This is a genomic window from Tardiphaga sp. (genome assembly GCF_041424195.1).
Classification (GTDB): domain Bacteria; phylum Pseudomonadota; class Alphaproteobacteria; order Rhizobiales; family Xanthobacteraceae; genus Tardiphaga.
This window is the reverse complement of record NZ_JBGMOE010000050.1, coordinates 61,261-75,307: the sequence shown is the minus strand read 5'-3', so window position 1 is coordinate 75,307 and position 14,047 is coordinate 61,261. Positions and strand designations below refer to the sequence as shown.

Below are 14,047 nucleotides of genomic sequence, written 5' to 3'. Positions count from 1 at the left end.
CTCGCCAGCGTCGTTGAACATCGACCAAATTGCGGTGTCGCCGAAGGGTTTGGCATCTGACTGCGATGATGGGCCAATCGCCGAATACGCAATAGCATCGCGCAGAACTGCGTTCGCATCGCTACGACCGCTAATATCCTGTGCACTCGAAAGTGTGTTGGAGATGTGCGCATCAAAGAATGCGGTCCACAGCCCCTCCGAGGCACCTTGCCAATCGGTTTCGTTCTCGGCTTTTGCCCACAGCAGTGCGACGAGAAGATCCATGGAGTGACGTTGAAACATGCCAAGCGCATCGTCCCCCGGGTCAAATGCCGGATATTTGCTAATTGGCTGCTCAAACTGTCGTGTCAGGTCGCCGATATCGTTACCGAGTTGTTGCCAAGCATCATTGAATGGCAAAAGACTGAGATCGCTTCCAATCGCTTTTTGAAGATCCCCCGACCGCGCATCGGAGAGAAATTCGCCCTCTACAGAATAGCTGCTAGCCTTGCCGATCTGTGCGGTAATACCCAATTGCTGAGCCTTCAGCATTGCGGCAATACCGAACGGCATATTATCGAAGAGCACGGAGCGACCGCCGGCGACAGCAGCTACGTAACCGGCTAACCCACCACCAAGCGAGTGCCCAGTCGTCGTGACTGTTCCGCCTCCCGCAGCCTGTACGACCGAATCGTAAAATTGTGCGGCCAGTATCGCCTGCGGCGCATTGATGTCGCCGACCGCAAGTCCGTAGCCGTTAAGGATATCACTACCTTCATCGCCAAGCGGATTAACGATGTTCGCATCTGTCCCACGATACGAGATTATTGTCTCACCCGTGACCGCGTTCCGGTAAGCGACCGCATAGAAACCGGCGTTGAGCGCCCTTTGGCCGAACTCATCCGTTGAAGTCGTTAAGATATCCCAGTTTCCGAGCGACCCAATTTCCCCAAGACCTTTGATGCCTGCCCCATAGCCGCGATTATAGGCGTCCATCGCCATAATGGCATAGATCAAGTCAGTCTTTGGATCGTTGGGCATGACTGATCTCCGTAGAAAAAAATTGAGTGTTTATTTGAGCACTAAAAGGAGGATTAGTTGGATCTGGCGCCGACAATCGGCGCGTAAGCGAGCCATCAATACCCTTGAGCCAATCAAGCCGCTTCTCGATCCCGATGGTCACCGGGTCGCTCGTGGTCTCGACCACAACGCGTTTCACCCCAATTGCCACAGGATCGATTCTTTCGACGCTCCTTGGATCGTTAATGTCCCGAAAACGTACCATTACCGGCCAATCCTCACGGCGCACGTCGGCCCGCGCCTTAGTCCAGCGCCCTGCAATCCGGCCCGCGCTTTCAACGATGTCATTCTTGAACTGCGGATCGAGCGCCGCCATGGACATCTGCGCCAGATCACTCCGGAGCGGATCCCCGGTCTTCATCAGCGCGAACACAGGGCCCGTCGGCAAATCGATCACCACCGCCTCGCCCTTGACGCCCCAGTCGCGCGCATGTTCCTCGGGCAGCACCTTGGCGGTATTGGTGTAAGCCCAAACCTGATATACTGATGAACCCGTTTTCATCCCCTGCGGCGTCGCGACCTCTACCGTCATGCGAAAGCGATACTGCGGCGGGGACAGCGGGCCGCAGCCGGTGAGCATCGTCAACCCACCGACCAAGGCCCAAAACGCTTCCCGACGCGCCATCATGTCATCGCCGCTTCCGCGTTCTGATTGTCGTTGCTCATTTCGTGCCACTCCTGAAGTCCCACGCCGGAAGCGGATAAAGCTCTCCGGCGGGTGTTCCGTTGTACCGAAACTTCTCAGCCGCCTGGAGCCACGGCAGTTTTTCGTCGATGCCGGTCGTGATCGCATCGTTGGTCGTTTCGAGCGAAATCCGCCGTACGCCAATCTCTGCAGGATTGACTCGCTCCATGCTTCTCGCGTCGCGGGCATCTCGAAAAGCGACCATAAGTGGCCAATCGACACGCGGTAGGTCAGCTTTGGCGCTGCCAAACCAACTGCCTAACGAGCGCACTGCCGCGACATATTCGTCCACGTTGGCCGGCCGCTTCCCGCCAGACAGTGCTCTGGTTACAGCGGGTTCTAGGTCGAAGCCTTCGCCACTAATAGTTAACAGGACGAACACTCGGCGCCCTGGCAAATCCAGCACCAATGCCTCGCCGCGCAGGCCTCCGCCGCCTGCCCGCTCTTCTGAAAGGACACGCGCGACCTTGAATGCAGTGACCTCACATACAGTGGATCCTGACACAGAGCCCGTGGACGCATTTGCGTCGACCCTCATACGGAAACGATACGAGGCGGGTAAAAGTGAACATCCGCCGAGCACGGCAGCGACGCCGCCGCTCACCAGCAGCGCAGTACTTCCTCGGGTCGCCGCGCCTAACAGTCTGCGCCGTGACATCAAGCCGTGAACCCACGGGAGACTTTGCGCCGCAAAGGGATGAGTCCACGATTAGATGACGCATGGCTACGAGCCGACCCTCGGTGTTGCAAACGTTGTTGCGTGAAAAGCGTGCCGCAGCGATCTCTTAGTGCCGTCATTCCGAGCCCCCTCAATCGCACACGCTATCACGAGCGCCGACTGCCGCAAGCCAGTATATTGATGCCAATTTGGCTTTATATTGAGATTGCGCTTGATTTCCCTTTGAAACCAGCAACACTCTAGGGAGAATCGAATGACGCACAGAGTGCTCGGCGAGCTGTGACACTTAAGTTAAATTGCTATTTATCCTGCGGTCCCACGGGCGGTCTGATGGCAATTTCAGATTTGTCTGCTGTTATTGTTATGATTTAGGGGGTAGTGTGGTGTCGAAAGAAACGAGTGCGAAAGTAACTTCATCCAAATCGGAGGAATCGCCGATGCTCAACGGCGGCGCCAATGGCGTCGAGTCGCCCGCCAATCCCCAGCTCGATCCCGAGGTTGCGAAGAAGATCGCGACGATGCGCTCCCATGTCCGCGAGAGTTTCGGCAAGGTCGTGATGGCGATGATGATGCTGCCGCGCTACCGGCGGCAGTCGCTCGACGATCTCCAGCATCTGGTGCTCGAGCCGCTGATCGCCGATCGCATCGCGATCGCTTATCCATCCGATGCGGCGCAAAATGTGCTTGCCGATGTCGCCGGCGTCGCGATCTGGGCCAGCGTATCGGAGTCGGTCGATGCGACGATCCGCGACCAGATCAAGGCCGGCGTCTTCCCGATCCGCCTGAAGGCTGAGGAATGGAATTCGGGGAGCATCAACTGGCTCCTTGATGTGATCGCACCCAACCCCAAGGCAACGACAAGTGTGATCGCCAATTTCCGGCAGGTCGTGAAGGATGGCGATTTGAGGCTCCATCCGATCATCACCAGACTGGTCGACTCCGAGACGCTCGCCCGCATGGCGCCCAAAAAGGTCGCGGAAGCAAGGCGCGAGGAAGAGACGGTCAACTAAGCCGACGGCGCGCTAGCCTTGTCTCGCGCAGGCTAGCGCGCCGCCCGGCCGGCCGGCGCCCTACCCCCTCCCCGGGCGCCGGCCGTTCGATCCGAATGCCGGCGCTCCCGGTTCTCCTCATCGCTTTCCGTGCTGGCGCTCCATGACGATCACCATTGAAGCTGAACAGGATAAGGGCGATCCCGTCCCGGTTCAGCCGTCGTTCGATACCGCGCTCGTCTGCTTCATCCTGCTGGCGAAGTTCCTCGGTGTCTCCGCCGAGCCGCAGCAGATCGCACACGACCGTGGCAAGGGTGATGCGCCCTATACCTATGCCGACCTCACACGCACGGCCAGGAAACTCGGCCTCGTAGCCAAGACCCGGCTCGCAACGACAGGCGACCTGGTCAAGCTCCCCTTGCCGGCGATCGCCGCCTGCGCGGACGGCAGCTCGATCATCCTGCTCAAGGCAGATACCGAAGGCGATGAACCACGGTTCCTTGTCCAACGGCCAGGCGCCGAGCGGCCGGACATCTGGAGCCAGGCTGAGGCCCGCGACCGGCTGAGCGGGGAAGTCCTGCTGCTCACCTCGCGCGAGAAGATCGCCGGCGTCTCTCGCGCCTTCGACATCAGCTGGTTCATCCCGGCGCTCGTCAGGTATCGCCGCCCCTTGCGCGACGTTTTGGTGGCCTCGTTCTTTCTTCAGGTCATGGGGCTCGTCAGCCCGATCTTCTTCCAGCTGGTCATCGACAAGGTGCTGGTCCACCAGTCAATGACGACGCTCGACGTGCTGGCAATCGGTCTCGCCGTCGTGCTGACCTGGGAGACGATGCTCTCGGGCCTGCGCAACTGGCTGTTCGCCCACACAACCAACCGGGTCGACGCTGAACTCTCCGCGCAGATGTTCCGTCATCTGCTCAACCTGCCGCTCAGTTATTTCGAGGCACGTCGCGTGGGCGACAGCGTCGCACGCGTGCGCGAGCTTGACCGCATCCGCGAATTCCTGACCTCGAACTCGGTCACGGTGGTGCTCGACCTGTTCTTCACGATCGTGTTCTTCGCCGTGATGCTCCTCTATAGCCCGCTGCTGACGCTGATCGTGGTGCTATCCATTCCGGTCTATGTCGTCATCTCGGTCGTGATCACCCCCATCCTGCGCCGGCGGCTCGACGAAAAGTTCAAGCGCGGCGCGGAGAACCAGGCGTTCCTGGTCGAGACGGTTACCGGCATCGGTACCCTGAAGGCGATGGCGGTCGAGCCACAGATGCGCGACAAATGGGAACGCCAGTTCGCGGGCTATACCGGTACCGGCTTCCAGGTCGCGACGCTCGCGACATGGGGCAACCACCTTATTCAGATGGTCTCGAAGCTGACCACGGTCGCGATCCTATATTTCGGGGCAAAGGCGGTGATCGCCGGAGATTTGAGCGTCGGTTCGCTGGTTGCCTTCAACATGCTGTCGGGCCGCGTCTCCGCCCCGATCCTTCGCCTTTCCCAGCTGTGGCAGGATTTCCAGCAGGTCCGGATCTCGGTCGATCGGCTGGGCGACGTGCTCAACACGCCGACCGAACCCGAACACAACCCGAACCGCGCGGCGCTTCCACCGATCAAGGGCCGCGTCCAGTTCGACAAGGTCCGCTTCCGCTATCGTCCCGACGCGCCCGAGGCGCTGCGCGGGATCAGCCTCGACATCGCCGCCGGCGAGATGCTGGGGATCGTCGGGCCGTCCGGCTCCGGCAAATCGACCCTCACCAAGCTGGTCCAGCGCCTCTACATCCCCGAACAAGGACGAGTGCTGGTCGACGGCGTCGACCTCTCGCTTGTCGATCCGGCCTGGCTCCGGCGCCAGATCGGCGTGGTGCTCCAGGAGAACATACTCTTCAACCGATCGGTGCGGGAGAATATCGCGCTCAGCGACCCCACGCTGCCGATGGAACGGGTCATGGCCGCCGCCACGCTCGCGGGTGCGCATGATTTCATTCTCGCCCTTCCTCATGGCTATGACACGATCATCGACGAGCGCGGCAACAACCTGTCGGGCGGTCAGCGCCAACGCATGGCAATCGCCCGCGCGCTGGTCGGCGATCCGCGCATCCTGATCCTCGACGAAGCGACCTCCGCGCTCGATGCCGAGAGCGAGGAGATCATCCAGGAGAATCTGCGCAAGATCGCCACCGGCCGCACGGTGATCATCATCGCCCACCGCTTGTCCGCGGTTCGCCAGTGCAACCGCATCGTGACCGTCGAGGCCGGCGAGATCACCGAACAGGGCAATCATGACGAACTGCTCCGGACAGGCGGTCGCTATGCCCAGCTGTACGCCAAGCAGATGGGAATCGCCGCATGATCGGCGAGGCCATCGGCCGGCGCTTCCCGACGCTCGCACGCCATTGGTCGATCCTGAGGGAATCCTGGTCCCGGCAGAACGAGGCGGACAAGCAGGTCAGGCCGCGATCCGATCATGAATTCCTGCCGGCCGCGCTCGAGATCATCGAGAAGCCCGCAAGCCCGGGCATGCGCGTGCTGCTCTGGATGCTGTGCAGCCTGTTCACGATCGCGATCGTGTGGGCCTGTATCGGCAAGGTCGATGTCGTCGCGGTGGCAAGCGGCAAGGTCGTGCCGGCGAGCAACGTCAAGGTCATCCAGCCACTCGAGATCGGCTCGGTCCGTGCGATCTATGTCCGCAATGGGCAGCACGTCCGCAAGGGCCAGTTGCTGGTCGAGCTCGACCCGACGCTGGTTCGCGCCGATGAGGCGCAGGCAAGTCGCGCCAGGCTGTCGGCCGACATCATCGCTGCGCGCAACGATGCGCTGCTGGCCCATCTCACCGACGGGTCCGACACGTTCCGGGCCCCGCCCGGCACGCCGGCGGACGTGGTGCGAACCCAGGACCGTTTCGTGCGAACCGCGATCGCTCAATATGAAGCGGAGCGCGCAGGCCTCGTGCAGAACCGCGCCGAGGAAGCCGCAAACCTGGCCGGCGCGCTCGCCGAGGTTTCGAAGCTCCAGGAAACCTTGCCGCTCATCGACGAGCAGATCCATGCCCGGGAGCAACTTCTCGCCAAGGGCTATTATTCCAGGCTGAAGCTCGCGGAATATCAGCAGTCGCGCATCGAACACGTCAAGGATATCGACGTCCAGCAGGCCAATGCCGCCAAAGCGCGCGCGGCGATCGCCAATATCGATGCGCAGATACAGAAGCTGCGCGAAACCTTCGGCAAGGACGCGGTCACCGCACTCAGCGACGCGAGCGACAAATCCGCGCTGGCCGCACAGGATCTCCGTAAGGCAGGACAGCGCCGAATCTTTCAGCAGTTGCGTGCGCCCGTCGACGGCACCGTGCAGCAGCTTGCGATCGCAACAGTCGGCGGCGTCGTGCAGCCGGCCCAACCGCTGATGGTGATCGTACCCGACGACAGCGAAGTCGCGGTCGACGTGATGATCGCGAACAAGGATATCGGCTTTGTCCATGAGGGCGAGCCGGTCCGGATCAAGCTTGAGGCGTTCCCTTTCACCGACTTCGGCTTGATCCAGGGTCGGGTCGAGAGCGTGAGCAGGGATGCGATCGAGCAAAACTCGCAGCAACCCGCGCCAGGCCAGCCGCCGCAACGAGCCCCGCAGCCGTCGCTGGTCTATGCGGCACGGATCCGGCTCGACCAGAAGACGCTGCGCATCGCTGGCCGCGATCAACCGATCGGACCGGGCCTCGCCGTCCAGGCCGAGATCAAGACAGGCGAACGCCGGATCATCAAATATCTGCTCTCGCCAGTGACCCAGGCACTGGATGAGGCAGGGCGGGAACGCTGACGACGGATCGGCAAGCGTCAGGAACATCGGAGGAAAGGCACGAGGTGAAGATTGCAGGGATCCCGTTCGGCTTCATCCTGGTTGCGGCGGCAACGCTTGCGCCGTCGCCGGCGTTCGCCAAGCGTGCGTTCAGCCAGGATGGGTGGCGGCTTGTAATTAGGGATGACCGTTTCACGGGCCAGATCGCTTGCCGGCTCTCCTCGACCAATCATCATATGCGCTACCAGCCCGGCGCTGTTGGCTTCTTCGTCGGTCATCGTCACGACACGCTGGCCGCATGGTATCGTGTAGACGGCGGGGCGCCGGTTCGTTGGCAGGATCGCAGCGCCGCACTGATCGCCGCAGGCGTGAAGATCGACAGCCCTGACCTCGATGACGTGACGGGCGGCTGGATATGGATCCCGGTCGACGAGGTTCAACGCGCAAGCCTCGTGGCTATCCGTCCCGGCGACAGGGCGCGCACCCGGCATTTCCATCTGAGAGGATTTGCCGCCATGCGCGAGGCAGCAACCCGTCTTGGATGCAGCTCCAACGATATCTTCCGGTTATAACCGATGCGGATCGGATCTACGGCATTCCTCGCTTCGGCCATTGCGCTCGCGGTCGCGGCGCCAGCTCATAGTCAAACGCTCGCCGAGGCGATCGCCGAAGCCTATCGCACGAATCCGACGATCGAGGGCAGCCGATACGACCTGGATGCTGCCGACGAAGGCTTGCCCCAGGCGAAGTCGCAACTGCGGCCAAGCGCAGAGATCGACGTCACCGGCACCTCTGAGCGCTCGATAGAAGGTCGCGCATCACGGCGTTCGAATCCGTTTAGTCCGGAATCGTCGAACCGGGATACGAACCGGGCCGAGTTCACGGTATCGCAGCCGCTCTATACCGGCGGGCGAGCAACAGCCGCCCGCGACTCCGCGATTGCCGCGATCAGATCGAGCCGCGAACAATTGCGCGGCGCGGAAGGCGACCTCGTGCTCGCCGTGATCACCGCCTATGTGGATGTCCGCCGGTACGAACAATCGTTGCGTATCTGGCGTGCGAGCACGGATGAGCTGACGAAGATCACCCAGGAGATCCAGGATCGCTACGATGTCGGCGATCTCACCTTGACCGACGTGTCGCAAGCCCGGGCGCAGCTGGCGATTGCCAAACAGCAGATTGTCACGGCCGAGCAGGCACTGGAGGCTGCACGAACGGACTATGCAGTCTTGGTCGGCCGTGAACCGGGCGAATTGGCCGAGGTGCCTGCCCTGCCCAATCTGCCGCGCCGTGTCGAAGATGCCTTTGCGCTGGCCGAACGCCAGAACCCGGAGCTTGGCCGGGCGGTCTTCACCGAGGAGCAATCACGCGCCGATATCGCTGCGGCCAGGGCACAAGGGAGCCCGACCGTCACCCTGCGCGGCAGTGCCGCCCTAAATGGGGACGCGGTGCCCTATAGGCTGCGTGACCAGGACCAAAGCTATACGGGCAGCCTCGTCCTTTCGATACCGCTGAGCGCGGGGGGACTCGTTGCCTCGCGTGTCCGCGAAGCCCAGGCCCGCAACGGCTCGGCACGCGTCAGGATCGAAGCAACTCGCCGCGAGGTGGACCGCGCCGTCGCAAACGCCTGGAATCAGATGGTGACGGCCGACCGCGTCTCCAGTCTCCAGGAGGAACAGCTCCGCTTCGCGGAAACCCAGCTCGACGGAATGGTGAACGAATATCGGATCGGCGACCGTTCGACCTTCGACGTCCTCTATGCACAACAGCAACTTCGCGACGCGCAGGTGTCGCTGCTGGCGTCCGACCGTGACCGCTACATCGCCCAGGCCACCGTTTTGCGCGAGGCCGGGATGCTCGAGATCCGCGCCATCATGAGCGGTGTGCAGCTGCACGATCCGGCGAAGAATCTGCGGCGCGTGGAGAACCGAAACAGCGTGCCCTGGGAGGCGCTACTCGCGGGCCTGGACAGAGCCGGAAAGCCATCGGCCAAGGTACGTTTGCGCAAACAGCCGCCGACCACCGGTCGAACGCCACGCATCGCGCCGATCTCAAGTGGAGCGAGGGACACGCCCAGGCTTTCGCGGTCTTTGCCGCGGGCGTCGGCTGATCCTGCGACCGGCAAGCCCTGAACCAGCCATGGACCCCATGACACATATCATGATGCTCAAGCCCACCTCATTTGCTCAACCGGCTTCAGCCAGGCTCGCCCCGCCGCCCCGCCGCCCCGGGCGCACGCTTGAGATGCGAAAGAACCGTTCCGGGGAAAGTGCTGCACCCTCAGAGAGCGTTGAACGGAAAAAGCAAATCAGGGAGGCATGCTTCCCCATAAGCGTCGACACTGTGTCGACCGTCGGCAGGCTGCGGCGTTCAGATGCAGTATCGAGCCGGCGACAAGCTGGCTACCGGAGCGCCGTGAGAATCGCCGCCGGTAGCCCTCGATACGGAAGGCGGCTGGCGAGACCAGCGGATTGGGACGGCCCTCGCCGCCGAACGATGGAGTATGCGTCTTGCTGTAGCTGAACCTATCATCCGCGCGCTGGCCGATTCACGGGCGGTAGACGATATTCGAGAGATGCTGGCGCGGGGCGCGCGCGAGCTTGGCTTCGACCATTTCGCCTTGAACCTGGACTTCGCCCACGGGCCCGAGGAGGGTACGAGCCTCCTTTTCCACGACTATCCATCCGCCTGGGCCGAAACCTATGTCGCATTCGACCTTGGTAAAACGGATCCGATCCGCCGTGCCGGCGATCAGCGGATGCATGGCTTCCCCTGGTCGAACGTGTCCGACATCATCCCCCTGACGAGCAGCGAAGTCAGGACATTCAGGACCGGCCAACATCATGGCCTGGTCGACGGCTACACGATCCCCAGACATTTGCCGGGTCAGGCCTCCGGCACCTGCACGTTCGCGCTCGGTCCCGATGGCCGGCTGCCCGTTGCCATGCTGGATGTCGCGGAATTGGTGGGTGCGGCGGCTCTGGCGGCAACCTGGCGCCTCGCTCGTCACGGTTTCGTCCCACGCTGGCGACGACCAACCGACCGCCAGCGTGATTGCATCCTGTGGGCCGCACGCGGCAAGACCGATTGGGAGATATCGCGGATCCTGGGCATCAGCCACGGCACGGTGATCCAGCACCTCAAGGAGGCGCGCGAGCGCTATAATACGCGTAAGCGCGCTTCGCTGGTCGTGTGCGCGCTTTTTGACGGGTTGATCAGTTTCTCCGACATTTTCCGATGGTGGTACACTCAGGGCGGCGGCTGAAGGCGTCACCCCCTCCCCATTTCTTGGTAGGGGTACAGCTCGCGTGTTCGTGATTTTCTCCCGTCGTTTCCAACGGGAGAAATCAGATGCTCTTAGCGACCCGCGAGCATGATGCGCTGAGCGAGGCGACGGCGATCCGCGCCATGTTCAAGGCCCGGAAGGAGGTGTTCGTCGATCTGCTAGGCTGGGACCTGCCGGTACTGGCCGGCGAGTTCGAAGTTGATCAGTTCGACGACCCTTGGGCCGATTATCTTATCCTGACGTCGCCCGATGGGGCGCATCGCGCATCGGCCCGGCTATTGCACACCGATCGCGAGCACCTCCTGGGCGGCATCTATCCCTATCTCTGCGCCAATGCGGTGCCGAGTGGCCCAACCATTCGAGAGATCACGCGTTTCTGCCTCGACCGGCATCAGCGTGCCGGGGAGCGACGCATCGCTCGCAATCAGCTGGTCTCCGCACTCACCGACCACGCGCTCCGCAATGACATCACGGACTATACCGGCGTCGCCGATATTGGCTGGTTCGAGCAGATCCAACAGTTCGGATGGGACTGCGAACCACTCGGAAAGCCTCTATTGCATGGCGGCCAGTGGCTGATTGCCCTGCACATCGTGATCGGTGACGATACGCCGGATCGGCTTCGCCAAACCGGCATCTATGAGCCGGCGACCCTCACGCTCTTCGCCACCGAAGGCGCGATGCAATGACCGGCCGAGAGACTGGCGCTAGCGCGACGCGGTCGTGGGCTGAAGCATTGAGGGAGGAAGGATATTGCATCATCCCGGATCTGGTACCCGGCGATACGATCCGGGAACTTGAACGGGATCTGGAGCCGGATTTCGCCGCAACGCCCTTCTGCCAGGGCCGCTTTTACGGCGCGCGAACGAAGCGCTTTGCGAGCCTGCTGCGCCGGTCGCCCCATGCGGCGGCCTTGATCGCGAACCCGACGATCATCGCGCTGGCCGAGCAATTGCTCGGAGACGCGTGCGACTGCCTTCAGCTCAATGTCGCCCAGGCAATCGAGATCCATCCCGGCGAGGTCCGGCAATTTCCTCATCGCGATCATGATATGTGGCAGGGCGCAAAGGGCGACCACGAGTATCTGATCAATGTCATCTGGCCGCTCACACCATTCTCGCGCGAGAATGGCGCGACGCAGATCTACCCCGGCAGCCATGGTCGAGACGGGATGGCGAAGGACGATCTGGGGGCGCCGGTCGCGGCCGAATGCGGGCCGGGGTCGGCCATCTGCTTCCTCGGGTCCACAGCGCATGGTGCCGGCGCCAATGAAACGCCGCTCGCACGACGTGGCATCGTCGTCGGCTATTGTCTCGGATGGCTCAAACCCTATGAGAATCAATGGCTGGCCTATCCGCCCGACATCGCACGATCGTTCCCGCCGGAGATCGCGGGGCTGGCGGGGTATCGACAGCATCGCCCCAATCTCGGCAATTATGAAGGCCAGTGCCCGTCGCTGCTGCTCCGGGACGACGTCCCCCAGCATATCGGTGCCGTCGATGCGTTGCGCCCGGATCAGGAAGCAATGCTGGCGGACTACGCCGATGTCGTCGCGGAGCAATCCGGATGAGCCCCGCCCATGTGCTGGAGCCCACCTATGACACGCTGCGCCGCCGTCTCCTGATGGGGGCATGGCCCGCCGGGCAGCGGCTCGAAGCCGCGCGCCTGGCGGCTGATCTGGGCGTGAGCATCACACCCGTTCGCGACAGCCTTAACCGCCTGACCGGGGAACGGCTGATCGTCTCCCAGCCGGGTGATGGCTTCCATGTGCCGAGGCTGGACGAAGCCGGCCTGCGCGGATTGCTCGACTGGCACCATGCGATCGTGACGATGGCGCTCGGCCGTGAACGGGCCGGGCGTCCGGACGAATTTCAGCTCACAGGCGGTGATCTGCCGGAGCGCAGTGCCCACCTGTTCGCCTCGCTGGTTGCCCGGGCGAGGGACGAGGAGCTTGACTGGGCGATCGAGAATGCCGCCGCGAGGCTGGGGCGTTTTCGCCACCACGAGGCGGCGGTGCTTGCCGAGGCGGACAAGGATGTCGGTGCAATCGAGCGAATGATGGATGAGGCGGATAGTCCCGGCTTGCGCGCGGCCATCGATTATCATCATGATCGCCGCCGATCGGCAGTCGATCAGCTTATCGCGGCGTCACGTGGCGGCCAGATCATTTGACGCCGGGTCGACCGGCATCGGCTGCGGTGGACCCGCATTTGGGAGAGAAGAAATGAAATCCGTTCTGTGGATCGGGCTTATCTGCGCCGCAGGTCTTGCTGGATGCGCCAAGCCGGCTTCGCGCAGCACGCAATTTTTCGAGGCTCATATCGATGAGGCGCGGCGGGTGGACGCCGCGTGCAGAAGTGGCTCGGCAGGTGGTGACGAGTGCGGCAATGCGAGCATTGCCGTCCAGGAAGCGGACGCGAAAGAACGGTTCAAGCGCTTCGTTGGAAAGTGATGCGGGTCCTCATTGGCGGATGCATCGACCGACAAGGGTTGCTAGGCTGTTCCCGATGCGAACTGACCTTGACCATCTGTCGGCTGACAAACAGCGCGAGCTCGAACGCGTCGTTCGGATGATCTTCGAGGAGTTCGAGGACGCGCTGGCGCTGGCCAAGCACCAGTGGAAGAAGCGTGGGCGGATTGAGAAGATCATCCTGTACGGGAGCTATGCGCGGGGCGAGTTCCGCGACGAGCCGACGAGCCGCCAAGGCTATCAATCCGATTTCGACATCCTGATCATCGTAAACGACAAGAGGCTCACGTCCCGCGTCGATTACTGGCTGAAGCTGCAGGACCGGCTGATCCGCGAGCTGACGATCACACACAGCCTGCGCACGCCGGTCAATTTCATCGTTCACACACTCCAGGAGGTGAATGACGGCCTCGCGCATGGCCGCTATTTCTTCATGGACGTGCGGCAGGACGGGATCGCGCTTTATCAGATTGACGATAGCGAACTGCATACCCCCAAGCCCAAGACGCCCCAGCAGGCGTTCGACATGGCACGGGAGTATTTCGACGTGTGGTTTCCTTCGGCAATGAAGCGCTTCGAAGGCGCAAAATTTTATCTCGATAAAGAATATCTGCGAGACGCCGCCTTCGACCTGCACCAGACTGCCGAACGCCTGTATCACTGCGTCTTGCTGACGGTGACCTTCTATACGCCGCACGTTCACAACATTGAGGCGCTACGCGGCCGGGCCGAGACCCTTGATCGGCGTCTCGTAGAGGCGTGGCCGAGGGAAACAAAGGCGGACGAGCTGCTGTTCGGAAAGTTGCAGGAAGCCTATGTGAAAGCCCGCTATTTCCGGCACTATCAAATCACGACCGAGCAACTCGAGTGGCTCACCAGCCGCGTGGAAATGCTGGGCGGGATCGTCCTTGCGATCTGCACCGAGCGCCTTGCCGCGCTCGAGCAGGCGGTCGCGGAGAAGGGACCGTAGGCTTCGGCTGGGATGCGGAAACAGCCCGATCCCGTTTGAATGCGCCTTCAAATTGAGGTGGTTTTCAACAAGGTGACGACTCATCCTCGCGACGATTTAACGATCCTGACCCTCCACGTACTG

14 protein-coding genes are annotated in these 14,047 nt (G+C 62.1%); 12 read left to right on the top strand and 2 right to left on the bottom strand.

The genetic code is table 11. From position 1 onward, the window contains the following. Nucleotides 1-273 precede the first annotated feature (273 nt). Nucleotides 274-606: a hypothetical protein gene (locus ACEK02_RS08400; protein ID WP_371421278.1), complete on the top strand. Its 333-nt coding sequence runs from the start codon at nucleotides 274-276 to the stop codon at nucleotides 604-606. 391 nt (nucleotides 607-997) lie between these two features. On the opposite strand, the gene ACEK02_RS08395 is transcribed toward ACEK02_RS08400, so the two are convergent. Together ACEK02_RS08395 and ACEK02_RS08390 are read right to left on the bottom strand one after the other, a co-directional pair. Further along, the gene (locus ACEK02_RS08395) at nucleotides 998-1,735 is read right to left on the bottom strand and encodes a hypothetical protein (protein ID WP_371421277.1); all 738 of its coding nucleotides are present in this window, start codon (nucleotides 1,733-1,735) and stop codon (nucleotides 998-1,000) included. Continuing rightward, nucleotides 1,722-2,036, bottom strand: a complete 315-nt coding sequence (locus ACEK02_RS08390) for a hypothetical protein (RefSeq protein WP_371421276.1) — start codon at nucleotides 2,034-2,036, stop codon at nucleotides 1,722-1,724. The genes ACEK02_RS08395 and ACEK02_RS08390 overlap by 14 nt, the downstream gene beginning before the upstream one ends. Before the next feature lie 824 nt (nucleotides 2,037-2,860). Here ACEK02_RS08390 and ACEK02_RS08385 point away from each other — a divergent pair. The 11 genes from ACEK02_RS08385 (at nucleotide 2,861) to ACEK02_RS08335 (ending at nucleotide 13,924) form a co-directional block, all read left to right on the top strand. After that, nucleotides 2,861-3,433 carry a toxin-activating lysine-acyltransferase gene (locus ACEK02_RS08385; protein ID WP_371421275.1) on the top strand — a complete coding sequence of 191 codons (573 nt, stop codon included), beginning with the start codon at nucleotides 2,861-2,863 and terminating at the stop codon, nucleotides 3,431-3,433. 142 nt (nucleotides 3,434-3,575) lie between these two features. Further along, complete coding sequence (locus ACEK02_RS08380) at nucleotides 3,576-5,759, top strand: type I secretion system permease/ATPase (protein WP_371421274.1); 2,184 nt, start codon at nucleotides 3,576-3,578, stop codon at nucleotides 5,757-5,759. Continuing rightward, a complete protein-coding gene (locus ACEK02_RS08375; RefSeq protein ID WP_371421273.1) occupies nucleotides 5,756-7,219 on the top strand; it encodes an HlyD family type I secretion periplasmic adaptor subunit in 1,464 nt (487 codons plus the stop codon). Before ACEK02_RS08380 ends, ACEK02_RS08375 begins: the two co-directional genes overlap by 4 nt. A 44-nt stretch (nucleotides 7,220-7,263) precedes the next feature. Then, entirely contained in the window at nucleotides 7,264-7,770 is a 507-nt protein-coding gene (locus ACEK02_RS08370) for a hypothetical protein (RefSeq protein WP_371421272.1), read from the top strand. A gap of 3 nt (nucleotides 7,771-7,773) precedes the next feature. Beyond that, the gene (locus ACEK02_RS08365; RefSeq protein WP_371421271.1) at nucleotides 7,774-9,330 is read left to right on the top strand and encodes a TolC family outer membrane protein; all 1,557 of its coding nucleotides are present in this window, start codon (nucleotides 7,774-7,776) and stop codon (nucleotides 9,328-9,330) included. A gap of 371 nt (nucleotides 9,331-9,701) precedes the next feature. Next, on the top strand, nucleotides 9,702-10,463 hold the full coding sequence (locus ACEK02_RS08360) for a LuxR family transcriptional regulator (RefSeq protein ID WP_371421270.1): 762 nt from the start codon (nucleotides 9,702-9,704) through the stop codon (nucleotides 10,461-10,463). An 86-nt stretch (nucleotides 10,464-10,549) separates the two neighbouring features. Further along, nucleotides 10,550-11,173, top strand: coding sequence for an acyl-homoserine-lactone synthase (locus ACEK02_RS08355; protein ID WP_371421269.1), 624 nt, complete (start codon nucleotides 10,550-10,552; stop codon nucleotides 11,171-11,173). 47 nt (nucleotides 11,174-11,220) lie between these two features. Further along, nucleotides 11,221-12,054, top strand: coding sequence for a phytanoyl-CoA dioxygenase family protein (locus tag ACEK02_RS08350; RefSeq protein WP_371421268.1), 834 nt, complete (start codon nucleotides 11,221-11,223; stop codon nucleotides 12,052-12,054). 11 nt (nucleotides 12,055-12,065) lie between these two features. Next, a complete protein-coding gene (locus ACEK02_RS08345) occupies nucleotides 12,066-12,656 on the top strand; it encodes a GntR family transcriptional regulator (protein ID WP_371421267.1) in 591 nt (196 codons plus the stop codon). A gap of 52 nt (nucleotides 12,657-12,708) precedes the next feature. Beyond that, nucleotides 12,709-12,936, top strand: a complete 228-nt coding sequence (locus ACEK02_RS08340; RefSeq protein ID WP_371421266.1) for an EexN family lipoprotein — start codon at nucleotides 12,709-12,711, stop codon at nucleotides 12,934-12,936. A 118-nt stretch (nucleotides 12,937-13,054) separates the two neighbouring features. Then, nucleotides 13,055-13,924, top strand: a complete 870-nt coding sequence (locus ACEK02_RS08335) for a HEPN domain-containing protein (protein ID WP_371421265.1) — start codon at nucleotides 13,055-13,057, stop codon at nucleotides 13,922-13,924. Nucleotides 13,925-14,047 lie beyond the last annotated feature (123 nt).

Excerpts from the sequence above, each read along its gene's own strand:
- ACEK02_RS08380 (WP_371421274.1), top strand. The coding sequence starts at position 3,576 with ATGACGATCACCATTGAAGCTGAACAGGATAAGGGCGATCCCGTCCCG.
- ACEK02_RS08385 (WP_371421275.1), top strand. The coding sequence starts at position 2,861 with ATGCTCAACGGCGGCGCCAATGGCGTCGAGTCGCCCGCCAATCCCCAG.
- ACEK02_RS08360 (WP_371421270.1), top strand. The coding sequence starts at position 9,702 with ATGCGTCTTGCTGTAGCTGAACCTATCATCCGCGCGCTGGCCGATTCA.
- ACEK02_RS08365 (WP_371421271.1), top strand. The coding sequence starts at position 7,774 with ATGCGGATCGGATCTACGGCATTCCTCGCTTCGGCCATTGCGCTCGCG.
- ACEK02_RS08375 (WP_371421273.1), top strand. The coding sequence starts at position 5,756 with ATGATCGGCGAGGCCATCGGCCGGCGCTTCCCGACGCTCGCACGCCAT.
- ACEK02_RS08355 (WP_371421269.1), top strand. The coding sequence starts at position 10,550 with ATGCTCTTAGCGACCCGCGAGCATGATGCGCTGAGCGAGGCGACGGCG.
- ACEK02_RS08335 (WP_371421265.1), top strand. The coding sequence starts at position 13,055 with ATGATCTTCGAGGAGTTCGAGGACGCGCTGGCGCTGGCCAAGCACCAG.
- ACEK02_RS08340 (WP_371421266.1), top strand. The coding sequence starts at position 12,709 with ATGAAATCCGTTCTGTGGATCGGGCTTATCTGCGCCGCAGGTCTTGCT.